The organism is Pseudomonas sp. L-22-4S-12 (assembly GCF_009799935.1).
GTDB lineage: Bacteria > Pseudomonadota > Gammaproteobacteria > Pseudomonadales > Pseudomonadaceae > Aquipseudomonas.
Genome location: NZ_WELL01000003.1, coordinates 39,189 through 62,937, shown reverse-complemented (window position 1 = coordinate 62,937; position 23,749 = coordinate 39,189). Strand labels below are relative to the sequence as shown.

At 68.6% G+C, this 23,749-nt stretch carries 23 protein-coding genes; 9 read left to right on the top strand and 14 right to left on the bottom strand.

What is annotated here, in order from left to right; all coding sequences use genetic code 11:
• Positions 1-75: 75 nt before the first annotated feature.
• The gene (gene trxA / locus F3I16_RS09540; RefSeq protein WP_160493446.1) at positions 76-948 is read left to right on the top strand and encodes a thioredoxin; all 873 of its coding nucleotides are present in this window, start codon (positions 76-78) and stop codon (positions 946-948) included.
• 135 nt (positions 949-1,083) lie between these two features.
• A complete protein-coding gene (locus F3I16_RS09535; RefSeq protein WP_160493445.1) occupies positions 1,084-1,521 on the top strand; it encodes a thioesterase family protein in 438 nt (145 codons plus the stop codon).
• Here the strand turns inward: F3I16_RS09535 and F3I16_RS09530 are convergent, their stop codons facing one another.
• Positions 1,522-1,869 carry a hypothetical protein gene (locus tag F3I16_RS09530; protein ID WP_160493444.1) on the bottom strand — a complete coding sequence of 116 codons (348 nt, stop codon included), beginning with the start codon at positions 1,867-1,869 and terminating at the stop codon, positions 1,522-1,524.
• A 124-nt stretch (positions 1,870-1,993) separates the two neighbouring features.
• Between F3I16_RS09530 and F3I16_RS09525 the strand changes: the two genes are divergently transcribed.
• The 5 genes from F3I16_RS09525 to F3I16_RS09505 all read left to right on the top strand — a co-directional run bounded on the left by F3I16_RS09525 (position 1,994) and on the right by F3I16_RS09505 (position 6,015).
• Complete coding sequence (locus F3I16_RS09525; RefSeq protein WP_160493443.1) at positions 1,994-2,554, top strand: DUF2796 domain-containing protein; 561 nt, start codon at positions 1,994-1,996, stop codon at positions 2,552-2,554.
• A 132-nt stretch (positions 2,555-2,686) separates the two neighbouring features.
• Positions 2,687-3,394 (top strand): ABC transporter ATP-binding protein, encoded by a 708-nt coding sequence (locus tag F3I16_RS09520; protein WP_160493442.1) that lies wholly within the window; start codon positions 2,687-2,689, stop codon positions 3,392-3,394.
• 1 nt (position 3,395) lies between these two features.
• The gene (locus F3I16_RS09515; protein WP_160493441.1) at positions 3,396-4,658 is read left to right on the top strand and encodes an ABC transporter permease; all 1,263 of its coding nucleotides are present in this window, start codon (positions 3,396-3,398) and stop codon (positions 4,656-4,658) included.
• An 8-nt stretch (positions 4,659-4,666) separates the two neighbouring features.
• On the top strand, positions 4,667-5,179 hold the full coding sequence (locus F3I16_RS09510; RefSeq protein WP_160493440.1) for a DUF3299 domain-containing protein: 513 nt from the start codon (positions 4,667-4,669) through the stop codon (positions 5,177-5,179).
• Between the two features lie 140 nt (positions 5,180-5,319).
• A complete protein-coding gene (locus F3I16_RS09505) occupies positions 5,320-6,015 on the top strand; it encodes an OmpW family protein (protein WP_160493439.1) in 696 nt (231 codons plus the stop codon).
• A 65-nt stretch (positions 6,016-6,080) separates the two neighbouring features.
• Here the strand turns inward: F3I16_RS09505 and F3I16_RS09500 are convergent, their stop codons facing one another.
• From F3I16_RS09500 to F3I16_RS09485, 4 genes are all read right to left on the bottom strand, one after another.
• Complete coding sequence (locus F3I16_RS09500; protein ID WP_160493438.1) at positions 6,081-7,010, bottom strand: NAD-dependent epimerase/dehydratase family protein; 930 nt, start codon at positions 7,008-7,010, stop codon at positions 6,081-6,083.
• Between the two features lie 6 nt (positions 7,011-7,016).
• Positions 7,017-7,901, bottom strand: coding sequence for a sugar nucleotide-binding protein (locus tag F3I16_RS09495; protein WP_160493437.1), 885 nt, complete (start codon positions 7,899-7,901; stop codon positions 7,017-7,019).
• Positions 7,902-8,089: 188 nt separating this feature from the next.
• Positions 8,090-9,454, bottom strand: coding sequence for a DUF1329 domain-containing protein (locus F3I16_RS09490; RefSeq protein ID WP_160493436.1), 1,365 nt, complete (start codon positions 9,452-9,454; stop codon positions 8,090-8,092).
• A 14-nt stretch (positions 9,455-9,468) separates the two neighbouring features.
• Positions 9,469-11,268: a DUF1302 domain-containing protein gene (locus F3I16_RS09485; protein ID WP_160493435.1), complete on the bottom strand. Its 1,800-nt coding sequence runs from the start codon at positions 11,266-11,268 to the stop codon at positions 9,469-9,471.
• A gap of 173 nt (positions 11,269-11,441) precedes the next feature.
• Between F3I16_RS09485 and F3I16_RS09480 the strand changes: the two genes are divergently transcribed.
• Positions 11,442-12,479, top strand: coding sequence for an AraC family transcriptional regulator (locus F3I16_RS09480; RefSeq protein ID WP_160493434.1), 1,038 nt, complete (start codon positions 11,442-11,444; stop codon positions 12,477-12,479).
• Between the two features lie 29 nt (positions 12,480-12,508).
• Here F3I16_RS09480 and F3I16_RS09475 read toward each other — a convergent pair whose 3' ends face one another.
• From F3I16_RS09475 to F3I16_RS09465, 3 genes are all read right to left on the bottom strand, one after another.
• Complete coding sequence (locus F3I16_RS09475) at positions 12,509-13,723, bottom strand: DSD1 family PLP-dependent enzyme (RefSeq protein WP_160493708.1); 1,215 nt, start codon at positions 13,721-13,723, stop codon at positions 12,509-12,511.
• 72 nt (positions 13,724-13,795) lie between these two features.
• On the bottom strand, positions 13,796-15,190 hold the full coding sequence (locus F3I16_RS09470; protein ID WP_160493433.1) for a D-arabinono-1,4-lactone oxidase: 1,395 nt from the start codon (positions 15,188-15,190) through the stop codon (positions 13,796-13,798).
• A 1-nt stretch (position 15,191) separates the two neighbouring features.
• Positions 15,192-15,527, bottom strand: a complete 336-nt coding sequence (locus F3I16_RS09465; RefSeq protein ID WP_256670138.1) for a cytochrome c5 family protein — start codon at positions 15,525-15,527, stop codon at positions 15,192-15,194.
• Between the two features lie 282 nt (positions 15,528-15,809).
• On the opposite strand from F3I16_RS09465, the gene F3I16_RS09460 reads away from it, so the two are divergent.
• A complete protein-coding gene (locus F3I16_RS09460; RefSeq protein ID WP_160493431.1) occupies positions 15,810-16,382 on the top strand; it encodes a hypothetical protein in 573 nt (190 codons plus the stop codon).
• Between the two features lie 13 nt (positions 16,383-16,395).
• On the opposite strand, the gene F3I16_RS09455 is transcribed toward F3I16_RS09460, so the two are convergent.
• The 6 genes from F3I16_RS09455 to ssb form a co-directional block, all read right to left on the bottom strand.
• Positions 16,396-16,665, bottom strand: a complete 270-nt coding sequence (locus F3I16_RS09455) for a heavy-metal-associated domain-containing protein (RefSeq protein WP_160493430.1) — start codon at positions 16,663-16,665, stop codon at positions 16,396-16,398.
• 107 nt (positions 16,666-16,772) lie between these two features.
• Positions 16,773-19,022 carry a heavy metal translocating P-type ATPase gene (locus tag F3I16_RS09450; RefSeq protein WP_372239616.1) on the bottom strand — a complete coding sequence of 750 codons (2,250 nt, stop codon included), beginning with the start codon at positions 19,020-19,022 and terminating at the stop codon, positions 16,773-16,775.
• A 162-nt stretch (positions 19,023-19,184) separates the two neighbouring features.
• The gene (locus F3I16_RS09445; protein WP_160493428.1) at positions 19,185-20,207 is read right to left on the bottom strand and encodes a cytochrome D1 domain-containing protein; all 1,023 of its coding nucleotides are present in this window, start codon (positions 20,205-20,207) and stop codon (positions 19,185-19,187) included.
• Positions 20,208-20,520: 313 nt separating this feature from the next.
• Positions 20,521-22,683, bottom strand: a complete 2,163-nt coding sequence (locus F3I16_RS09440; protein ID WP_160493427.1) for a TonB-dependent copper receptor — start codon at positions 22,681-22,683, stop codon at positions 20,521-20,523.
• A 62-nt stretch (positions 22,684-22,745) separates the two neighbouring features.
• Positions 22,746-23,120 carry a hypothetical protein gene (locus F3I16_RS09435; protein WP_160493426.1) on the bottom strand — a complete coding sequence of 125 codons (375 nt, stop codon included), beginning with the start codon at positions 23,118-23,120 and terminating at the stop codon, positions 22,746-22,748.
• Between the two features lie 122 nt (positions 23,121-23,242).
• Positions 23,243-23,746, bottom strand: coding sequence for a single-stranded DNA-binding protein (gene ssb, locus F3I16_RS09430; protein ID WP_160493425.1), 504 nt, complete (start codon positions 23,744-23,746; stop codon positions 23,243-23,245).
• Positions 23,747-23,749: the final 3 nt, after the last annotated feature.

Here is a 23,749-nt window from a genome sequence, read left to right as displayed (position 1 = left end):
GTATCCAGGCGCATGCGCCCACATCTATAGTTCCAGCACTTATAGTTCCGGCACTTCGCCTTTTCGAGAATCCCCATGAGCGACAACCCCTACATCTTCGATATCGCCGGCAGCGCCAGCTTCGAACAGCTGGTGATCGAGAACTCCTTCCACAAGCCGGTGCTGGTGGACTTCTGGGCCGAGTGGTGCGCGCCGTGCAAGGCGCTGATGCCGCTGCTGGCGAAGATCACCGAGGAATACCGCGGCGAACTGCTGCTGGCCAAGGTCAACTGCGACATCGAGCAGGACATCGTCGCCCGCTTCGGCATCCGCAGCCTGCCCACCGTGGTGCTGTTCAAGGATGGCCAGCCGGTGGACGGCTTTGCCGGTGCGCAACCGGAATCGGCGATCCGCGAGATGCTCAAGCCGCATGTCGCCGAGCCGGCACCGGAGGCCGCCGATCCCATGGAAACGGCGCAGGCGCTGTTCGCCGAAGGCCGCATCGGCGAGGCCGAAAGCCTGCTCAAGCAGGTGCTCACCGAGAACAACGAGAACGCCGCGGCGCTGATCCTCTATGCCCGCTGCCTGGCCGAGCGCGGCGAGCTGGGCGAAGCCGAGGCGGTGCTGGGCGCGGTGAAGGGCGACGAACACAAGCAGGCCCTGGCCGGTGCCAAGGCGCAGCTGACCTTCCTGCGCCAGGCCGCCGACCTGCCGGACAGCGCCGAGCTGAAGAGCCGCCTGGCCCAGGACGGCAACGACGACGAGGCCACCTACCAGCTGGCCATCCAGCAACTGGCGCGCCAGCAGTACGAGGCGGCGCTGGATGGCCTGCTCAAGCTGTTCGTGCGCAACCGCAGCTATGCCGAGGGCATCGCCCACAAGACCCTGCTGCAGGTGTTCGACCTGCTCGGCAACGACCACCCGCTGGTGACCCTCTACCGGCGCAAGCTGTACCAGGCCATTTACTGAGAAACGATCTCCTGACTGTCGGCCATACTGCGTTAAAAACGGCCTCGGGCTGCTCATTTACAACTTGTAAACTCCGCGCCCTCGGCCGTTTTTGCCTTGTCTGGCTCTAATTCAGAAGATCGCACAGGCTTTGATATGACCCAGCCCTTCCAACTACTGCTGCGGGTGCGCTACGGCGAGTGCGACGCCCAGCAGGTGGTATTCAACGCGCGCTACGGCGACTACATCGACGTGGCCGCCACCGAGTTCTACCGCGCGCTGTTTGGCAGCTATCAGTACCTGCTCGACCGCGGCCTGGACAGCCAGGTGGTGCGCATGAGCACCGACTGGAGTTCGCCGGCGCGCTTCGATGACGTGCTGGTCATCCAGGTGCAGACCCTGCGCCTGGGCACCACCTCCTACAGCCTGCTGGTGGAGATCATCCAGCAGGCCGAGCAGCGCCTGGTGGCACGCAGCGAAGTCACCTACGTGATGGTCGATGCGCAGAGCTTCGCCAAGACCGCCATCCCCGCCGACCTGCGCGCGCAGCTTGAATGCGGCGCGCCGGGCATACGGGTCAACCAGGCCGGCTGATCAGCCGATCCAGCGATACAGCGGCGCTTCGGCGCCGCTTTCTATCTGCACCTGCGGGCAATGGCGTAGGCGCACCAGCAGGCGCTTGCCGGCCGTGGCACTGCCGGCCAGGGCAGCCAGCTCGGCGAGCAACTGCGGCCCCTCCAGCGTGCCGGCGCGCTGCAGCAACTCCTGCGCGGTCTGCCACAGGCCATCCTGAGCTGTTGCCACGGCGGCCACCGGTGCCGGTGCCAGCGCTACGGCGCTGTCGCGGGGCAACAGCGCCGCCAGTTGCGCCCAGTCTTCCCGATCCATTTCCACTGTCAGGTCCACCGGCCACTCGCCGATCCGCCCCTTGATGCGCAACATGCCCCACTCCTCGCTCAACTGCCGGCATGCTGCCACGCCCGCTCCGTGCCGCCAAACCCGCTGGCCAACTCCGCCAAAAACTTGTTATAACATAACCACACCATCTTTTTGCCCGGAGTCCACCATGCGCCACTTTCTGCTCGCCCTGCCCTTCGCCCTGCTGCCGCTGGCGGCTGCACACGCTCAAAGCCATGAGCATGGCCACGAGGAGCACGGCAGCCTGGACAAGCACGAGCACGGCGTGGCCAGCCTGAATGTGGTGCTGGACGGCAATACCCTGGAGATCCAGCTGGAGAGCCCGGCGATGAACCTGCTCGGCTTCGAGCATGCCGCCAGCAGCGCGGCGGACCAGGCCAAGGTCGCCGCCGCACGCCGGCAACTGGAGCAACCGCAGGCCCTGTTCGCCTTGCCCATCGAAGCCAAGTGCGCACTCAAGGAACATGAGTTGCAGGGGGCCCTGTTCGCCGCGGACGCAGACGACGAGCAGGGGGGGGAACCGGGCCACAGCGATATCAGCGCCCACTACCAGTTCGACTGCGCCACGCCCGCAGCCCTGCAAACCCTGGAGCTGGGCAGCTTCTTCGGCAGCTTCCCCGGCACCGAAAAGCTCGACGTCCAGCTGATCGGCCCCAGCGGCCAGCAGGGCACGACGCTCAGCCCGGGCAACTCGCGCCTGACGTTCTGATCATCCCTGCGCAGGGTGCCCCACCCGCCACGCACAGGCCCCTGGTGCGCACGGCGCACCCTGCACAGAGCCGTCTACACCTGCCGCGGCAAACTCCCTATGCTGTGCCCTTCGTCCGCCATTGGCCCGACCATGTCCGACCCACTGATCGAACTCACCGACCTCGGTTTCGCCTGGCCCGGCCAGGCCGAGCTGCTGGATATCCCCGCCTTCACCCTGCAACGCGGCGAGAGCCTGTTCCTCAAGGGCCCCAGCGGCAGCGGCAAGACCACCCTGCTCGGCCTGCTCGGCGGCGTGCAGCAGCCCGGTCGCGGCCGGGTGCGCCTGCTCGGCAGCGATCTCGGCCGCCTGTCCTCGGGCGCCCGTGATCGCTTCCGCGTCGACCACACCGGCTATATCTTCCAGCAGTTCAACCTGCTGCCCTTCCTGTCCGTCAGGGCGAACGTCGAGCTGCCCTGCCGCTTCTCGCGCAGCCGGGCCCAGCGCGCCGCACAGCGCCACGGCAGTATCGACCAGGCCGCCGCCCACCTGCTCGGCCACCTCGGGCTGCCCGCCGCACTGCTCGAACGCCGCGCCGACTCGCTGTCAATCGGCCAGCAGCAACGGGTCGCCGCCGCCCGCGCGCTGATCGGCCAGCCGGAACTGGTGATCGCCGACGAACCGACCTCGGCGCTCGACTTTGATGCCCGCGAGGCTTTCCTCCAGCTGCTGTTCGCCGAATGCCGCGCGGCCGGCGCCAGCCTGCTGTTCGTCAGCCACGACCAGAGCCTGGCGCCGCTGTTCGACCGCAGCCTGTCGCTGGCCGAGCTGAACCGCGCCAGCCGCGTCGAGGAGGTCTGAGATGCACCTGCTACATATCGCCCTGGCCAGCCTCAACAACCGCCGCTTCACCGCCCTGCTCACGGTGTTCGCCATCGCCCTGTCGGTGTGCCTGCTGCTCGCCGTCGAACGGGTGCGCAATGAGGCACGCACCAGTTTCGCCAGCACCATCAGCGGCACCGACCTGATAGTCGGCGCCCGGTCCGGCAGCGTGAACCTGCTGCTGTATTCGGTGTTCCGCATCGGCAACGCCACCAACAACATCCGCTGGGACAGCTTCGAGACCCTGGCCAAACACCCGCAGGTGCAGTGGGCGATCCCGCTGTCGCTGGGCGACTCGCACCGCGGCTACCGGGTGATGGGCACCGATGTCGGCTACTTCGCCCACTACCACTACGGCCGCGGGCAGAGCCTGCAGCTGACCGAGGGCAAGCCGTTCGCCGACCTGTTCGAAGTGGTGCTCGGCGCCGAAGTGGCGCAGGCGCTGCACTACAAGTTGGGCGACAAGATCGTCCTGGCCCACGGAGTCAGCACGGTCAGCCTGACCCAGCACGACGACAAGCCCTTCACCGTGACCGGCATCCTCGCCCGCACCGGCACGCCGGTGGACCGCACCCTGCACATCTCCCTGGCCGGCATGGAGGCGCTGCATGTCGACTGGCAAAACGGCGTGCCGGCGCGCGGCGCCGGCAAGGTCTCGGCCGAGCAGGCGCGCGCGATGGGCCTGCAGCCCAAGGCGATCACCGCCGTCCTGCTCGGCCTGAAAAGCAAGATCGCCACCTTCGCCGTGCAGCGCCAGGTCAACGAATACCGCGGCGAGCCGCTGCTGGCGATCCTGCCCGGGGTGGCCCTGCAGGAGCTGTGGAGCCTGATGGGCGTGGCCGAGAAGGCGCTGTTCGTGGTCTCGCTGTTCGTCGTGCTGACCGGGCTGATCGGCATGCTCACGGCCATCCTCACCAGCCTCAACGAACGCCGCCGGGAGATGGCCATCCTCCGCTCGGTGGGCGCGCGGCCCTGGCATATCGCCGGTTTGCTGGTGCTGGAAGCCCTGGCCCTGGCCCTGGCCGGCGTGCTGCTCGGCCTGGCCCTGCTCTACCTGGGCATCGCCGCCAGCCAGGGCTATGTGCAGGCGCACTATGGCCTGTACCTGCCGCTGAACCTGCCCAGCGGCTATGAGTGGACGCTGCTCGGCGCTATTCTGGCCGCCGCCCTGCTGATGGGCAGCGTGCCGGCCTGGCGCGCCTATCGGCAGTCCCTGGCCGATGGCCTGTCGATTCGATTGTGAGGTGTTGGATGTTGCGTGCCCTGCTCGCCCTGCTGATGTTCTGCACCACGCCCCTGTGGGCGGCGGATGCCCGCGAGCTGACCTGGAGCGAGCTGGTCCCGGCCGGTGCGCCGGTACAGGCGCAACCGGGCGCCCCGCTGCATGACCTGAGCCAGCTGGCCGACCAGCTCGCCGCCGAAAGCGCCCCGGCCGCCACCCAGCAGTCGCCGGCGGCGCCAGTGATCAAGGCGCTCGACGGTCAGCAGGTGAAACTGCCTGGCTACATCGTGCCGCTGGATGTGACCGAAGAAGGCCGGGTCACCGAATTCCTCTTCGTCCCCTACTTCGGCGCCTGCATCCACGTGCCACCGCCGCCGTCGAACCAGATCGTCCACGTCACCAGCGAGCTGGGCGTGCTGATGGACGCCCTGTACCAGCCGTTCTGGATCGAGGGCCCGCTCAAGGTCGCGCAGATCAGCAGCGAGCTGGCCGAAGCCGGCTACCAGATGCAGGCCGAGAAGATCTACCCCTACGAGATGTGATGGCCAGGGGTGTGCCAGATTGACGCACCCCGAAAGCCCTACAACACTTCCGGCTATTGAGCTGGGTCAACAAGTGCCTCCATCGGGTTGGCTGACAATCCACTCAGCCAACACATTCCTAAAACTGATTGGAGCACACCATGCGCAAGTCCCTGCTGACCGCATCCCTTCTCGCCCTCGCCGTTGCGGCGCCGATGGCCCAGGCCTTCGAGGCGGGTGACATCATCGTTCGCGCCGGTGCTGCCACCGTCGACCCGCAAGAAGACAGCGGCGAGCTGCAAGTCGGCGGCGCCGACGTCGCCGGCACCAAAGCCACCCTGGACAGCGACACCCAGCTGGGCCTGAACTTCGCCTACATGGTCACCAACAACATCGGTATCGAGCTGCTGGCCGCCACCCCGTTCAGCCACGAAGTGGGCGTGAAAGGCGTCGACGCTGCGCTGGGCACTCCTGCCGGCACCATCGATGGCAGCCTCGGCGACATCAAGCACCTGCCGCCGACCCTGAGCGCCGTGTACTACCCGCTGGACAGCAAATCCGCCTTCCAGCCCTATGTCGGCCTGGGCATCAACTACACCATCTTCTTCGATGAAGACCTGAGCAGCCGCCAGGAAAACAACGGTTTCAGCAACCTGGAACTCGACGATTCGTGGGGCCTGGCCTACCAGGTGGGCATGGACTACATGCTCAACGACAACCTGCTGATCAACGCCCAGGTGCGCTACATCGACATCGACACCACCGCGACCCTCGACCACAACGCCCTCGGCGAAGTCGAAGTCGACGTCGATGTCGATCCGTTCGTGTACATGGTCGGCCTGGGCTACAAGTTCTAAACCGCGCCTAGCCGCCCAACAAAAAGCCGCGCATTGCGCGGCTTTTTTGTGCCCGGCCGGGCCGCTCAGCGTCCCAGCAGGCGCGCCAGGCCGACCTGCAGCGGCGTGGCCGGTGTGCAGGCGAAGCGCTCCAGCAGCAGGCCGTTGTCCGCTCGCGAGTGGCGGATATCGCCGGGGCGCGCGGCGCCATGGCTGACCGCCGGCAACTGGCCGAGTACGGCCCGGATCGCCGCCAGCAGCTGATTCAGGCTGACCGCCTGGTTGTGCCCGACGTTCACCGCGCCGACGGCCACCTGCGGCATGCCCAGGGCCTGCACCAGCAGCGGCACCAGGTCGGCGACATAGAAGAAGTCGCGGGTCTGCTCGCCATCGCCGAACACGCTGATCGGCAATCCCGCCAAGGCGCGCTCGGTGAAGATGCTGATCACCCCCGAATAGGGCGAGGACGGGTCCTGGCGCGGGCCGAAGATATTGAAGAAGCGGAAGACCGCCGGTTCCAGGCCATGCTGGCGCCGGTAGAAGTCCAGGTAGTGCTCGCTGGCCAGCTTGTCCGCGGCGTAGGGGGTCAGCGGCGCCTTGGGCGTGTCCTCGCGCACCGCCACGCCCTCGCCATTGTTGCCGTACACCGCCGCGCTGGAGGCGAACACCACCCGCCGCACGCCGGCCTCGCGCATGGCCTCGCAGAGGTTGAGGGTGCCGATGAAGTTGCTCTGGTGGGTACTCACCGGGTCGTCGACCGAGGCCTGCACCGAAGCCACCGCCGCCAGGTGGGCGACCGCCTGGCAACCGCCGACCGCCTGGCGCACCAGCGCCGCATCGGCCACGTCGCCTTCGAGCAGTTGCAGGCGCGGGTTGTCCAGGGCCAGGTTGCTGCGCTTGCCGGTGGACAGGTTGTCCAGCACGCGTACGCGGTAGCCGGCGGCGAGCAGGGCATCGGCCAGGTGCGAGCCGATAAAGCCGGCGCCGCCGGTGATCAGGATGGGCAAGTCGCTCATGCGGCCTCAGTGATGTCGGTAGTAGCGGTCAAGCAGGGCCGGCAGGCCCGAGCGCCAGGCGCGCGGCTTGATGCCGAAGGTGTGCAGGATCTTCTTGCAGGCCAGCACCGCGTGCTGCGGCTCGTCGGCGGCATCCGGGCGCGCGGCGTGCGCCTGCGGGCTGACTTCGCGCACGTGCAGCTGATGCAGCGGCCGCGCCTCGCCGATGATCGCCTGGCCCAGGGCCAGCGGCGTGGTCGCCTCGTGGCCGCCGTAATGGTAGGTGCCCCACAGCGGGATCTGGCAGTCGAGCTGCTTGAGCACGGCGATGATCACCCGCGCGGCATCGTCGACCAGGGTCGGATTGCCGCGCCGGTCATCGGCCATGAACAGCTCCTGCTCCAGCTCGGCGCGGCGCAGGAAACGCCCGAGCAGGCCGTCGGCGCTGTCGTCCAGCAGCCAGCCGAAACGCAGCAGCACATGCCGCGGGCAGGTGGCCCGCACGCACTGCTCGATGCGCCGCAGCGCCTGGCCGCGCAGGCCCAGCGGCACCGGCTCGTCCTTCTCGCTGTAGGCGGTGGCCCGCGAGCCGTCGAACACCCGGTAACTGGACGGCTGCAGGAGGACGATATTGTGGTGCTGGCACAGCTCGGCGAGGCGCTCCAGGGCCCGCTCCTGCTGGGCGAAGCGCGCCTCGTCGACCGTCTCGGCCTGGAACCAGTCGAAGTAGTAGGCGAGATTGATCAGCGCATCGGGGCGCGTGTCATCGAGCAGTTGGGTCAGGCTGGCCACATCCCAGCCGCCCTCGGGCGGGCGTGGGGCCAGAAAGCCGATATCTTCCTCGGCCCCCAGGCGGATCAGCGCCTGCCCCAGGGCATTGCCGCCGCCCAGCAGCATCAGGCGCATGCGCATGGTGGTGCGGGTTACTCCAGTCGCGAAAGGAACGGGCTGCCAGGCAGCCGGATTGGCCGTATTTTGCGGGTTTTACCGGGGGCCGTCACCCGCAAAGTGCGAACAGGCGCCGGGGCGCCTGTTCGGGGGGAGGTGTGCGGTGCGAGCGGCATGGCGCCAGGAGGCCGGCCCCAGGCGCCGACAAGGCTCTACTGCGTGCCCTTGCGCCGCAGGCTGCCCGGGGTGAAGTAGCTCTCCGGGGGCGCCGCCAGGAGGAACTGCCGCGGCGCCTTCTCGTTGTTGCGCAGGCCGAGCACCGTATAGCTGCGGGCGATCAGATCGTGGAACACCAGATTCACCGGGGCGATGGTGGGCACCTCGTAGGCGTTCTTGCTGAAGGCCAGGTTGACGTGCCACAGCTCGCCGCGGGCGTCGTAGTTTTCCACCATCAGGGCGTACCAGCTGTCCTCGTCGAGGTAGAAGCGGCGCTTGGCGTGCACATGGCGCTGACCGGCACGCAGGGTCGCCTCGACCACCCACACGCGGTGCATTTCCCAGCGGGTCAGCTCGGGGTTGAGGTGGCCGGGCTTGATCAGCTCGTCGGCCGGGCGTCCCGGCTGCTCCATGGCGTAGTTGTGGTAGGGCACCAGCAGGTTGCGCTTGCCGACCAGCGTCCAGTCGTAGCGGTCGATGGCGCCGTTGTACATGTCGGTATCGTCGGCGTAGATGCCGTCGATCGGCGTGTCGTAGGCCAGGGTCGGCGCGCGGCGCACCCGGCGCTGACCGGGGTTGTAGATCCACGCCGAGCGCGGCTCGGCGACCTGGTCGATGGGCTCGTGCACCAGCAAGGCCCGGCCGACGTCACGCGAGGGCGGCAGCAGTTCGCTGGCATAGGCGTAGAGCTGGTTGTTCAGGCTGCCGGCATCCTTCTGCGGATGGTAGTAGTTGGAGAGCAGCTGGATGCGCTCGCGCAGAACCGAGTAACTGCCGCTGGCGGTGACCTGGGCGGTGACGGCGACCTCATCGATGTAACGCCCCTGCCAGCGGGCGATGTGGTTCCAGATCGCCTCGCGGCCGTCCGCCGGGAGCGGGAACGGAATCCCCGCGTAGGCACCGACCAGGCCATTGCCACCGGCGGCCAGGGTCGCCTGCTGGGCATTGTTCAAGGTGTTCTGATAGATCTCCTGGGGCGCGGCAAAGCTGCGATGACTGGGGTAGACCGGCACCTTGAAGCTCTGCGGGTAGGCCTTGAACAGCGCCTTGACCCCCTCGCTGAGATTGGCCGCATCGGCCTGCTGGGTCTGTGCGTCGATCACCCGCAACGGCTGTTCGCCGGCGAAGGGATCGACATGGAAACTGCCGGGGCCGCCGTAGCCGGCCGGGGCCTGGCTCAGGCCGCCAGTCCACGCGGGAATCCCCGCGCCGGCGTCGCCCTGGCGCTCGGCGCCGAACGGGGTGAGGCGGTCATTCAACTGCGCCGCCTGCTCGGCACTGACCTTGGCCTGGGCCGCCTGCGGCAGCAGCAGGCCGAGGGAGAGCAGGAGGCAACCGGCACGCAAAGCTTGTCTAGTCATGGGGGTTCCTGCCGTCAGAAGGAGTAGGAGAGGTTGAGGGCGACGTGGTCGCGGTCGATCAGCGCGTTGTCCTTGCGCGCGCCCCAGAACGAGGTGTAACCGAGCTTGCCGGCCAGCTTCTGGCCGTACTTGGCGCCCAGTTCGAGGGTCGCCGACTTGCGTCCCTGGATGAAATTCTCGTTGAGCGACGGCGAGGTGCCGGACACGTCCTGGCGCAAGGTCAGCCCCGGCAGCAGGTCGAAGTTCGGCCGCACGTCCTGGATCAGGCCGGAGAAGTTCAGCGTGTAGCCCCAGGCGAAGGAGTCCAGGTAGGCGTAGTTGGCCGAGTCGAGCAGGCTGCCCGGCACATGGTTGAAGGCCACCTCGCCGAGCATGATCAGGTCATCCAGACCCAGCAGCGGACCGAAGGTGTGGATGGTCGAGAGCGAGCCGGTATACAGCTCGTGGCGTCGGTACAGGTCGATGCTGCGCCGCGGGTCGTTGGCCGAGGCGTCGCCGAACTCGCCCAGGTCGATGCTGCCGCCGCTCGCCCCGCCGGCGCCCAGCGCCCCCTCGGCCAGGGCCTCCAGCTCATAGACCATCGACGGCTCCAGCGGTGCATTGGGCCGGTAGGCCAGCTCGCCGGCCACGCTGGTGTCGCCGATGGTGCCGGACACGCTGAGGCCGAACAGGCGGATGTCCTCGGGGTAGATGAAGTCGTAGTAGGTGCTGTCGAGCAGGGCCAGGCCGTCGACCAGCGGCACCGAGGCCGGATCGAAGGCCTGGGCCAAGCCGCAGACCTCGCTGAAGCGTCCGCCCGTGCCCGCCGAACAGGCAAACGACTGGCCCTTCTGGATGCGCAGGAACGGCACCTTGCTGTGGTAGTTGAGGTAATACAGGCTGAATTCGGTGTTGTTCCACTCCTCGGCCAGGTAGCGCAGGGCCACGCCGAACTGGCCGTCGTCGCGGGCATCGTGCTCCTCGCCATAGCGGGCGCCGGCGACTATGCCGTTCTCGCCGTTGAGCCCCGGCACCAGCTCGGCCAGGCCGCCCAGTTCGTTGCGCAAGTCGACCAGCACGCCGTTGCTGCCCTTGCCGAAGTAGTCCTGGTTGTTGAGGAAGGCGCCGGTGGGGATCAGCTCGTGGCCCTTCCACTCCAGGCCATAGAAGGCCTCGAGGTTGAACGCATCGCTCAGGCCGAGCTGAGCCGAGACCATGTTGGTCGGCAGCAGGGCATCCTTGAGGCTGGCGTTGGGCAGCACCACCCGGCCGATGTCCACCGGGTTGATCACGTTGATCCCGTCGGCGTAGTAGATGCCCTCGCCCCAGTTGATCACCTGGCGGCCCAGGCGCAGGCTGGCCGGCATCTCGCCGAGATAGCGGTTGGTATAGAGATACGCATCGAGCAGGCGCGCGCGGTGGCCGGCGCGGTTCTCCAGGTCGGAGGGGTAGCGCTGGTCGCTGTCGGTGTTGTGGGTGTCGAAGCCGTCGCCGCTGGGATCGTGGTCCATCAGCTGGGTGTCGTACCAGGCGGTACCACGAACGAACAGGCCGTCCTGCTCGGTGCGCAGGTGCAGCTCGGACGTCAGCTTGAACTCGTTGGCGACGAAGCCGCGGTCGTAGTACTCGCTGCCGTCGTTGTTGTTGATGAAGACGTTCTGCCCGCCGCTCTCGATGCGCTCGGGCGCGCTGGTGCGGTACACCGAGGTGAACTCGGCGACGCTCTCCAGCGAGGTCGTCAGATGGGGCCCGGTATCGATCTCGAAAGCCTGCAGCTGCGTCCCCCACAGCCCCAGCCCAACTGCCAATGCCATCTTGCTTTTGTTGTATGACATATGCACCTCCTGAGTCCGGTTGAAATTAACGGCAACAAAAAAACCGGCATGGGGCCAAAACGGACAAAAATGAGGGCTCAGAAGGCCCGTCACATTTGCAAACACATTCCTCGCCCGGCATTTGCGGCACACTGCCCGACGACAACCGCTCGGGCAGTCAGGGGGCACTGGCCATGAAACCCATCATCGATCCGCGCTATTCGGAGGCCTCGGCGCCACCGCAGATCTCCCGCTTCCTGCTGCAGTACGCGGTCGCCTGCGGCCATGACCCGGCGCTGCTGTGCCGCGGCCTGGGCTTCGCCCCGGAGGATCTGCAACGACCGGACTACCGCCTGTCCTTCCGCCAGAGCTACCAGCTGGTGCGCCGCGCCCGGCAGCTGCTCGGCGACAGCGGCCTGGGCCTGACCGTCGGCAGCCGGCAGACGCCGGTGTCCTGGGGCCTGGTGGGGCTGGCCATGCTGGCCAGCCCGGACCTGGGCACGGCGCTGCAACTGGCGCTGCGCTACCAGTGGCACATCGGCAGCCTGCTCGACTACCGCATGGAGCTGGCCGGCAACCAGGTGCTGATCCATGCCACGCCACGCTTCTTCGACCAGGAGGTGGCGGCGTTCTATCTGGAAGAGGCGTTTTCCAGCAGCCTGGCCATCGTGCGCTTCCTCACCGGCCAGGACCTGGTCGCCAGCCGCATCGAGGTGCAGCACCCCAGCCCGCCCCACGCGCAGCGCTATGCCGAGCTGTTCCGCTGCCCGCTGCGCTTCGCCGGCGAGCACAACCTGATGCAGTTCCCGGCCAGCTGGCTGGAGCTGCCGCTGCCGACCCGCGACGACTATGTCGTCGCCGAGACCTGCCTGCTGCTGGACGGCACCATTCGCCAGGATCAGGGCCTGAGCGACCTGGTCGAAACCATCGAGCGCGAGGTGCGCAAGAACCTCGGCGCGCCGCCTTCGCTGAGCCAGCTGGCCAGCCAGTTGAACCTCAGCGAGCGCACCCTGCGCCGGCGCATCGGCGAGGCGGGCCTGAGCTACCACGGCATAGTCGACGAGCTGCGCCGCACCCGCGCTCTGCAACTGCTCGGCCAGCACGACAACCGGCTGATCGACGTGGCCTGCGCCACCGGCTTCAGCGACGTGCGCAACTTCCGCCGCGCCTTCAAGCGCTGGACCGGGGTGACCCCGCGCACGGCGAAGCAGCGTATCGCCGCGCAGCCCTAGGCCGCAGGGTGCGCCACGGCGCACCTGATTCAGGACTCCTGATACACCGGCCAGCGCTCGACTATTCGGCCGCCGCGCACGGCCAGCAGGTCGCCGAACTGCAGCAGCACCGACTCGCTCTGGGTCGGCCGCAGGAACACCTGGTCGTCCACCGCCAGGCGCACCGCCGGCGAGCCGTTGACCAGTTCCTGGTTCGAGCTGCGCCCGTACAGGCCGCTCAGCTGCAGCCCCGCGGGCGACACCGGATCGGCCATCCAGTTGCCGCCGTAGATGAAGAAGGTTTCGCGCTGGTTGACGTCCCACCAGGACAGCAGCCGCGACTTCTCGTCCAGCGCCGGGATGCGCAGCGCCCCGGTGTGCTTGAGCACCGGCGTGGCGATATAGACGGCCGGCTGATGCTCGGCCAGCGACGGCAGGTCGTAATGGCTGGGCTTGAGCAGGCCGGTGCCGATCGCCACCTCGCTGCTCAGCGACTCCCGCTCGTGGGCGCGGTAGCTGGGGCTGCCGGCGGTGTTCAGGGTCAGCCCCGCGCGCCACAGGGCCGGGAAGCGCTGGCGGGTGAAGTCCACCTGGCCCTGGTACAGCGCCAGCACCTTGGCCAGCAGCTCGTCCTGGGTGCCGAGCAGCTCCGGCAGGTTCATGCCGACGAAGGGGTCGTAGCCCATGAACCCGGCGAACTCCAGATGCTGCGGGTTATCCGCGATCAGCTGCAGCAGCGGCGCCAGCGCCTGGGTGTCGCCCACGCCGCCGCGATGCAGGCCGACGTCCAGCTCGATGTTGATCCGCAGCCGCGTGCCCAGCCCCCGGGCCAGGGCCAGGTACTGCTGCAGGCGTGCGGGGGTGTCGATCAGCCATTGCAGCTGGCGGGCCGGGTCGAAAGGGCCGCGATGGCGCTGGTAGAACAGCTGCGCCGAGCGTACCGGCAGCGGCTTGCCGAGCAGGATGTCGGCCTCGGGAAACAGCCGCGCATCGTGATTGAGAAAGGGCTGGTGGAAGGACATCAGCCGCCGGGTGCCGAGGCCCTCGCCGATGTAGCGCAACAGATCGGGGGCCGGCAGCGACTTCTCCACCAGGCGCAGCTGCTTGCCGCTGCGGGCGAGGAACTGGCGCACCACCTCGATGTTGTGATCGAGGCGGTCGAGGTCGATGACCAGCGCCGGGCGCATCGGCCCGTTGGCCTTGAGCTCCCGGTTCAGCGCCTGGAAATAGGCGTCGTGCGGCTGGCCCCGATCCCCCGGACGCAGCCCGGCGGCGGCCAGCAGCCCGCCGGCGCCCAGGCCGGCCAGTACGAAAGAACGTCGCTTCATCTACTTCCCTCAGGCGAGACCGAACAGGCCGGCCAGGTGCGCGTTGACGAAACGCCCGCGCGGGTCCAGCGCCTGGCGCACCTCGGTGAATGCCTTCCAGCGCGGGTACAGCGCCTCCAGCTGGCGCGCACCCAGGCTGTGCAACTTGCCCCAGTGCGGCCGGCCCTGGTACTTCCAGAAGATCGGCTCGATCGCGGCGAAGAAGTTGTGATGGTCCATCGCATAGTGCTGGTGCACCGAGATCGCGCAGCTGTCGCGCCCCTCGAACATGCTCAGGGGGATGTCGTCGGCCTGGACGTAGCGGTACTCGATGGGAAACCAGGTGCGCAGGTTGCCGTCGTCGATGCGCTTGAGGATCTCGCGCAGGCAGGCCGGGCCGTGCTCGGCCGGCACCGAGTACTCCATCTCGTTGAAACGCACGTTGCGCACATTGGCGAAGATTTCATGGGAGTCGCCCACACGCTCCTCGAAGCTGGCCAGGTGGCGCATGTTGTTGAGCAGGCTGCGGCGCAGCTCGGGGTAATCGCTGAGGTGCTTGTCCAGCCCCTCGATCAGCCCGATGAAGCCGTTGCCGCCCTCCTCGTCCGGCGCCAGCGGCGGCGTGCTCGGCTCCTCGGTCTCGTTCAGCGCCACCGCCAGGGCGTAGTCGGAGTGGGTGACCACCAGCATTTCCCAGTGCTGGTTGTCGCGCTTGAGGTTGTCGATGTCCTCCAGCAGCTCTTCGGTCCTGGCGAGCCACTGGCGCTCGCGCAGCCGGTAGGCGGCGCGGTTCTGCAGGCGCACGCGGGTCACCACACCGAGGGCGCCGAGCGACACACGCGCGGCGTCGAACAGCGCGCGATTGTTCTCGCGGCTGCAGTCGAGCACCTCGCCGGCGGCGCTGACCAGTTGCAGGGCGCAGACCTGGGCGGAATAGGAGCCGAAACCGATGCCGGTGCCGTGGGTCGAGGTGGCGATCGCCCCGGCCAGCGTCTGGTAATCGATGTCGGCCATGTTGACCAGGGCCTGGCCGACCGCCTTGAGCGGTGCGCCCATCTGCGCCATCGGCGTGCCGCCGGCGAACTCGGCCTGCAGGCTCTGCCCGTCATGTTCCAGCAGCCCGGCGAAGTGGCTGAGCGAGAGCAGGGTGCCGTCGGTGGGCACCAGCGCGCTGAAGGAATGCCCCGAGCCGACCGGGCGGATCTTGCCCGGCGCCTGGCGGATGACCTGGACCAACTCGTCCAGGCTCTTCGGCGCCAGCCGCTCCAGCGGCAGGCAACTCTGCGCCCCGGACCAGTTGCGCCAGGGGATGGGGCGCGGCGCGCTTGCCGCGTCGGCCCACAGCGCGCGGCCCGGCAACGCCAGGCAGGCGCCCAGCAGGCTGGCACGCTGCAACAGCTGGCGGCGGGAGAATGGCTGGCCCATGTCAGCGGCCCTCCGCCGGCTTCGCCGTCGCCATGAACTCGATCAGCGCCTGGAACTCCTCTGCCGTGCACTGCATGCACAGCCCCATCGGCGGCATGCCCTGGAAGCCGTTGATGCTGTGCTCCAGCAGGGTATCCATGCCCTTGGCCAGGCGCGGCGCCCAGGCCACGGCATCGCCGGTCAGCGGCGCGCCGGCGGCCGGGTTGGCATGGCACTGCCGGCAGCTGGCGCCGTACAGCTGCGCCAGCGCCGCATCGGCCGGCACCGCCTGCGCATCGCTGGTACGAGCCGGCGCCTCCTCGCCGCAACCGCCGAGCAGCGCGCACAGCCCCAGCATGACGGCCCAGCCGCACCAGCCGCCGGCCGCCCCCCGGCCCCCGTTCTGCCCTGCCTGCATAGATCCCCCCGAACGCCTGCTCATCTCGATGCCATTCACACTAAAACAGCATCGCGCGGCGTATGAGGTCTCAAACGGCCAGCCAGGAACAGGGCAACGGCCAACACCCGCAGCGTGCGGGCCTGACATCCGCCTAGTGCGGGACGCGGCACTTGCAGGTATCTTCGGCGCCTCCCCCGCCTCCCCCGCCTCCCCCGCCTTCCTCGAGGAGCTGCCTGCACCATGAACCGCCGCTTAATCCGGGTCGCCCTCCTCTGCACCACCACCCTGGGCGCGGCCACCGCGCAGGCCAAGGTGGAGGTGGAGGCCGTGCAGCACAAGAGCATCGGCCGCATGCTGGTGGCCAAGGTCTCGGAAGACATCGCCCCCGGCGACTACGAGGAGCTGCTGCAGGGCATCAAGGGCAATCCGGGGCAGTTCGCGCAGAAAGTCGTGCTGCTGGACAGCATCGGCGGCGGCGTGCAGGAGGCCATCCGCATGGGCCGCCTGCTGCGCGAAACCGGCTTCAGCACCCTGGTGCCGTCCACCGGCGTCTGCCAGGGCAGCTGCGTCTACCTGCTGGCGGCCGGCCGCGCCAGGACCGTGCGCGGCTATGTCGGCATCCACCGGCCCTATTACCCGAACGGCGATTCGGCCCGCGCCGAGCCGGCGGCCAACGGGGTGCGCTACAACCCGGCGGCCTACCTTCAGGAAATGAGCATCCCGAGCAGCCTGGTCGCGCAGATGCACAGCATCGACCCGCAGCGCATGCACGTGCTCTCGCCCGAAGAACTGGCCCGCTACCGGCTGAACTGAGCGGCCGCCGGTGTCACCGGCAGCAACAGCCGGAGCCGCCACAGCCAGCGGCCTGGCGGGCTTCGGCCGGATTGGCAGGGCCGAGCACGCGGGCCGGGTAGCCGGCCTGTTGCAGGGCGGCCAGCAGTTCCCGGCTGTCGACTTCGGCCTCGACCCTGACCTTGCCGCCAGCCAGGTCGACCCGTACCTCGCCGACGCCGGCGAGCGAACCCAGCGCGGCGCCGACCCGCTTGACGCAGGCGCCGCAACTCATGCCGTCGACCTGCAGTTCGATAGTCTTCATCACACATTCCCCCTTGAGCGTTGCCCGTGGCCGGCTCCGGCGCAGTTCGCCGGGCCTTGCACTGATCCTCGGCCTTGCCATGATGGCAAGGTCAAGCACCTTCGCCCTCAATCGAGCGAGACCCGGCGCAGGCGCAACGCGTTGAACACCACCGAGGCGGAACTCAGGCTCATGGCCAGGGCGGCAATCATGGGCGACAGCAGGTGCCCGCTCAGCGGGTAGAGCAGGCCGGCGGCCAGGGGAATGCCCATGGCGTTGTAGAGGAAGGCGAAGCTCAGGTTCTGGTGCATGTTGCGCACGGTGGCCAGCGACAGGCTGCGGGCCCGCAGGATGCCCAGCAGATCGCCCTTGACCAGGGTGACCTGGGCGCTGTGCATCGCCACATCGGTGCCGGTGCCCATGGCGATGCCGACGTCGGCGCGGGCCAGGGCGGGGGCGTCGTTGATCCCGTCGCCGGCCATCGCCACCCGGTGCCCGGCCTGTTGCAGGCTGGCCACCAGGCGTTCCTTGTCCTGCGGTTTGACCTCGCCGTGGACCTCCGCGATGCCCAGCTGGCGGGCCACCGCGCGGGCGGTGGTGAGGCCGTCACCGGTGGCCATGATGACCCGCACCCCGGCGGCCTGCAGGCGCTCGACCGCCAGTTGCGAGGTCGGCTTGATCGGGTCGGCCACCGCCAGCAGGCCGGCCAGCACGCCATCCACCGCCAGATACATGATGCTGGTGCCGTCACCGCGCAGTTGTTCGGCGCGGCCCTGCAGCGCCGCGGTGGCGACCCCGGCCTCGGCCATCAGCAGGCTGTTGCCCAGGTGCAGCTGGCGCCCGGCTATCCGTCCGCGGTTGCCGATGCCGGAGAGCGAGACGAAGTTCTCCGCCGCACTCAGGCTCAGCCCGGCGGCGCGGGCCTGCTCGACTATGGCCCGGCCCAGAGGGTGCTCGCTGGCCTGGTCGAGGCTGGCGGCCAGGCGCAGCACCTCGTCGGCGGCGAAGCCGGGCGCCGGCTCGACGCTGTGGAAGGCCGGGTGGCCGGCGGTGAGGGTGCCGGTCTTGTCGACGATCAGGGTGTCGATCTTGCGCAGGTTCTCGATCGCCGCCGCGTCGCGGAACAGCACGCCGCTGCCGGCGGCCTTGCCGGTGGCGACCATCACCGACATCGGCGTGGCCAGGCCGAGGGCGCAGGGGCAGGCGATGATCAGCACCGCCACCGCGTTGATCAGGCCGAACACCCAGCTCGGCTGCGGCCCCCACAGGCCCCAGCCGAGGAAGGTCAGGGCGGCGATGGCGATCACCACCAGCACGAAGTAACCGGCGATCACGTCGGCCAGGCGCTGCATCGGCGCCCTGGAGCGTTGCGCCTGCACCACCATCTGCACGATCTGCGCCAGCACGGTCGCCGCGCCGACCTTCTGCGCCTGCATCACCAGGCTGCCATGGGTGTTGAGCGTAGCGCCGATCAGCGGATCGCCGGCCCGTTTCAGCACCGGCAGCGGCTCGCCGGTGAGCATGGACTCGTCCACCGCGCTTTCGCCCTGCAGCACCAGGCCGTCGACCGGCACCTTCTCGCCGGGGCGTACGCGCAGGGTGTCGCCACTGTGCACCTGATCCAGGGCGATGTCCTCTTCGCTGCCGTCGGCGTTGATCCGCCGTGCGGTCTTGGGCGCCAGGCCGAGCAGCGCCTTGATCGCCGCCGAGGTCTGCGAGCGCGCCTTGAGTTCGAGCATCTGCCCGAGCAGGGTCAGCGAGATGATCACCGCCGCCGCCTCGTAGTACACACCAATGCGTCCATCCTGGCGGAAGGTGTCGGGAAACAGGCCGGGTACCAGGGTGGCGGCCAGGCTGTAGAGGAAGGCGGCGGCGGTGCCGAGGCCGATCAGCGTCCACATGTTCGGGCTGCGCTGGAGCACCGAGCGCACCCCGCGCACGTAGAACGGCCAGCCGGCCCAGAGCACGATCGGCGTGGCGAGGATCAGCTCGACCCAGTTCTGCTGGCTGCCGTGCAGCAGGTTCAGTGCATGCCCGCCCATGGCCAGCAGGGTGACGGCCAGGGTCAGCGGCAGGCTCCACCTGAAGCGCCGGGTGAAGTCACGCAGTTCGGGACTCTCCTCCTCCTCCAGCACGGGCAGCACCGGCTCCAGGGCCATGCCGCACTTGGGGCAGGTGCCGGGGCCGTGCTGGCGGATCTCCGGGTGCATCGGGCAGGTGTATTCCGTCTCGTCCGCCGCGCCGGCCGCAGGCGGCTCCGCGGGCGTCAGGTAGCGCTGCGGCTCGGCAGTGAACTTGAGCCGACAGTGCTCGCTGCAGAAGCGCCAGGTCTGCCCGGCATGCTGCGCCTGGAAGCGGCTGTCGGCGGCGACCTGCATGCCGCACACCGGGTCGCGCAGGTCGGCCGCCGGTACGGGCGAGTGATGGTCATGGCTGGGCATGGATCAGCTCCTGCGTTCGTCCCGGGCTGGCTGCGCCGCGCGCGGCCCAGACGCTCAAGAGAGCAGAGACAGGCTCCAATAACCTTAGCCGCTTCCGCCCTACTCGGCCTGGGCGGGGGCGTAGCTGATGCCGTTGGGCCCGGCGCCGACCCGGTGCGTGGCGACGACCGTGCGGCTGGCCGTGTCGATCACCGACACGCTGCCCGCCTCGATATTGCTGACGAAGACATAGGCGCCGTCGCTGCTGATCGCCACGCCATGGGCGCCCTTGCCGGTGGTCACGCTGCCGATGGTCTGGCGCGTCTGCAGGTCGACGATCGAGACCCGGTCATCGGGTTTCTCGTTGCTGCCCTGGTTGGCCACATAGACCTGCCGGCCGTCGGCGCCGGCCATCACCTGGATCGGCGTGCGGCCGACGCCGACGCGACCGATCAGGCGCTGACTGGCGGTATCGATGATGCCCAGCTGGTTGCTCGCACTCAGCGAGACGAAGGCCTGGCGGCCATCCGGGGTGAAGCCGACCTGCACCGGCGCCCCGCTCACGGCGATCTGCGCGGTCTCCTTGAGCGTGGTGATGTCGATCACCGAGACGCTGTCGCCGCGCATATTGGCCACGTACAGCGTGCGCCCGTCCGGGCTCAGGCGCAGGCCATGGGGATAGCGGCCGGTCGCGACGCTGGCGATTTCCGCCCGTTGCTGCAGATCGAACACCCGCAGTCGATCGGCCGCCGAGTCGGTCACGAAGGCACGCCGCCCCGCCGGGTCGGTCACCACATGGGCCGGATGCTCGCCCGCCGGCAGGCTGAACGGCGGCTGGTCGAGGGCGGCGGTGGCGAACACCAGCAGTTGCCCGCCGGCGCTCTCGCCGGCGTGATGCGCGTCATGGGCGGGCATGCCCACGGCCAGCAGCAGGCTGCCGTCGGGGGACACCTGCACATTGTGCGGCGCGATGGGCAGGGCGATGGAGCGCACCTCGCCGCTGTCGAGCTGCACCTGACTGAGCGAGGCCGCGCGTTCGTTGGCGGTATAGATCCGTCCGCTCGGCGCCGCCAGGGCAAGACCGAGGTGGCTGGCCAGGCCGAGGCCCAGGGCGAAAGCAGCGAAGCGGTGGGTATGGCGCATGACGATCTCCCCGGCAGTGAACAGGACTCCGGGGCCACGTGGCGCCGGCTGCCTGAACAGGCTGCGCGGGGCGGGCGCGGCTGTCCTTGATGGGCGTCAACAATGACCACGCCCGCGAACGGGCGGACGTGGCCAGGCCTGACTCAGAACCTGTTTACGATCTCGCGAGCTAGAGCCAGACAAGGCGCTACGTTAGTAACAGCCTTCGGCTGGTCAAACGGCCGAGGGAGCGGAGTTTACGAACTGTAAATGAGCATCCCGAGGCCAGTTTTAACGCGGTATGGCCGACGCGCAGCAGATCGTAAACAGGTTCTCAGAAGCGCAGGTCCACCTTGGTCCACAGGGTCCGCCCCGGCTCGTCGATCGCCACGGGCTCGGCCGGGTAGCCGAAACCGGCATCGCCGGCGCGGTTGAGGTGTTCGGCGTAGTCCTTGTCGAACAGGTTGTCGACGCCGGCGCTGAGCTTGAGGTGCTCGCTGACCCGATAGGCGCCGTTGAGGGAGAACACGGCGAAGCCGGCGCTGTTGCCGAAGTCCTGGCCGACCACGTTGCCCTTGCCCTCGTCCACCCGGTTCTGCGCCGCCACCACGCGCCACAGGGCACCGGCACTCCAGTCGTCACGCTGGTAGTTCAGGCCCAGACGCGCCTCCAGCGGCGGCATCTGCGGCAGCGCCGCGTCGTCCGTGCTGTTCTTGCCCCAGGCGTAGGCCAGGGTGGCATCGGTGTTCCAGTTGTCGCTCAGGTCGTAGGCCACGCCCAGTTCGCCGCCGAGGATGCGCGCATCGATGTTGTCGGCCTGGGACACCAGGCTGCCCATCATGTTGCGGCTGTAGCTGAACAGGATGTAGTCGCGCACCTGGCCGACATAGCCGGAGGCCCAGGCCTGCAGGTCTGCGCCGGCGTACTGCAGGCCGAAGTCGAGCTGGGTGGTCTTCTCCGGGGCGATGCCGTCGAAGGCATTGACCTCGCCGTCCGGCGCGCGCTTGGGCGAGTACAGCTCCCAGTAGTCGGGAAAGCGCTGCACATGGCCGAGACCGGCGTAGAGGGTGGTCGGCGAATCGGCCAGGTCGTACTCGTAGCGGGCGAAGCCACTGGGCAGGGTGTCGCTGCGGCGGTCGCCGGCGGTCGGGTTGGCCCGCGTCACGCTCATGTGCGTGACGGTCTGCCGGTAGTCCGTGGCATCGGCGTGGTCCAGGCGCGCGCCGGCGACCACCCGGCTGCGCTCGGCGGCGTGCCAGGTCAGCTCGCCGAAGGCGCCGTAGTTGTGCATCACCGAGTCCTTGTTCCAGGGGAACTGGTTGGCATCGGTGTACAGCGCCGGCTGGCCCATCATCGCCATGCGGTAACGGGAGGCGCGGGCCCGGTGCTCGCTGCGCAGGGCATCGACCCCGGCGACCAGCTCCACCTCGCTCCACAGCCAGGTGGCGGCCAGGCGCCCGCCGGTGGTGCGGCGGTCGACCTGGGAGGCCATCGGCATGGGCATCATGCTGCTCGGGTCGGGCTGGCGCAGGCTGAAGTTGTCCATCACGTGGTCGGCATAGTTGTAGTAGAGCTGCGCCTCCAGCTTGTCCAGGGTGCCACCCAGGTTGCTCTTCTCGACCCGCAGGGCGAGGCTTTCGCGGGCGAACTGCGCACCATCCATGCTCCTCCCGGCGTAGCGCGCCTCGCCGTCGCCCTTGCCGGCGCTGAGCTCGACCAGGGTATCGGCATCCGGCGTCCAGCCGAGGGCGATGTCGCCGTTCCACTTGCTCCAGCGCGACGGCACCGTGTCGCCGTCGCCATCTTGGTAGTCGTCGGCCTGCGCCTGGTTGCCGACGAAGCGCAGGTAACCCTGTTCACCGCCGACGGCGCCATCCAGCACCCGGTCGAAGCGGCCGTTGGAGCCGCCGAGCAGGCTGGCATGCAGGCGGCTGCCCAGTTCGCCGAAGCGCTCCGGCTCGCGCTCGAACAGCACCGTGCCGGCCGAGGCACCGGGGCCCCAGAGCACGGTCTGCGGGCCCTTGATCACGGTCAGGCGGTCGTAGGTCTCCGGGGAGATATACGAGCTCGGCGCGTCCATGCGCCCCGGGCAGGCGCCGAGCATCAGGCCGCCGTTGCTGCGCAGGTTGATCCGCGAGCCGAACATGCCGCGCAGCACCGGGTCGCCATTGGTGCCGCCGCTGCGGATCGCGGAAAAGCCGGGGATGGTCTTCAGGTAATCGGTGGCATCGCTGGCCGGCACCGGCTGGCGCGCATCCTTGGGGTTGGCGATCACCGTGAGCGGCGAGCTCTGCTGCACGGCGGTGATCACGGTGGGCTCGAGCTCGGCCAGCTGCAGGGGCGCAGCCGGCGCTTGTGGCTCGGCCGCCAGCAGCGGCGTAGCCAGGGCCAGGCCACTGCACAGGGCGAAGGCACGTTGCCAGCGCAGGCGTTGCGGATCGAGGGCGAACGGAGAATAACGGCCGGCAGCGGCCGACGAGGAGCGACGGACAGTCATGATGTTTCCTGAATGCAAAGACAGCGGGACGCCCCGCAACGGGGGGCGCGGATCGGCTGGGATCAGGAAACGCGCGGCGGCGCGCGGTTGGGCGGCGCGACCAGGAACGGCGGGCTGAGCGCCAGCAGCTCGGCGAAGCGCGGACGCAGCGGCGCCGGCGCCACCGCGGGCGGCGGCGGACTGAAGGGGAAGGACTGCACCCCGGCCAGGTGCGCGCCGCACTGCAGGCAGGGCAGTTGCTGGCTGGCGGGACTGCCGTCGTCCTGTTCGCTGAGCTGCCACTGCACGCCGTGCGAAGTACACAGCAGCATGAAGCCATCGGCACTCATCAGCGGCATGGCCCACAGCGGCATGCTCACGCGCAGCAGCATGCCCACCAGGGCAAAGGCGTAGAGCCAATCGCGGAAACTGCGGCTGAGTGGGTTCAGGGTCGACATCCTTATAGGTCGACGCATTCTAGCCGGATGACCGCACTGCGCACGGGGACACAGCGTCGCACCCCAGAAACGAAAAGCCCGCAATCAAGCGGGCTTTTCCTGGGTGCTAGCGAGCGGCTCGACTAAAACGGAATGTCGTCGTCGAAGCTGTCGTAGTCCGCTGCCGGTTGCTGCTGCGCGGCCGGCTGCGGCGCCGGGCGCTGCTGCGGGGCGGACTGCTGCTGCGCCGGACGCGACTGCTGCTGACGCGGGGCGTATTCACCGCCACCTTCGCTGTTGCCGCCGCGGCCGCCGAGCAGCTGCAGGGTGCCGTTCATGTCGACCACGATCTCGGTGGTGTAGCGCTTGACGCCGTCCTTTTCCCACTCGCGGGTCTGCAGGCGACCTTCGATGTAGCACTGGCCGCCCTTGCGCAGGTATTCGCCGGCGATTTCCGCCAGCTTGCCGAAGAACACCACGCGGTGCCATTCGGTACGCTCCTGCTGCTGGCCGGTCTGCTTGTCCTTCCAGCTGTCGGTGGTGGCCAGGGTGATATTGGTCACCGCGTTGCCATTGGGCAGATAACGGGTTTCCGGGTCGCCGCCGACGTTACCGATCAGAATGACTTTGTTTACCCCACGGGCCATTTC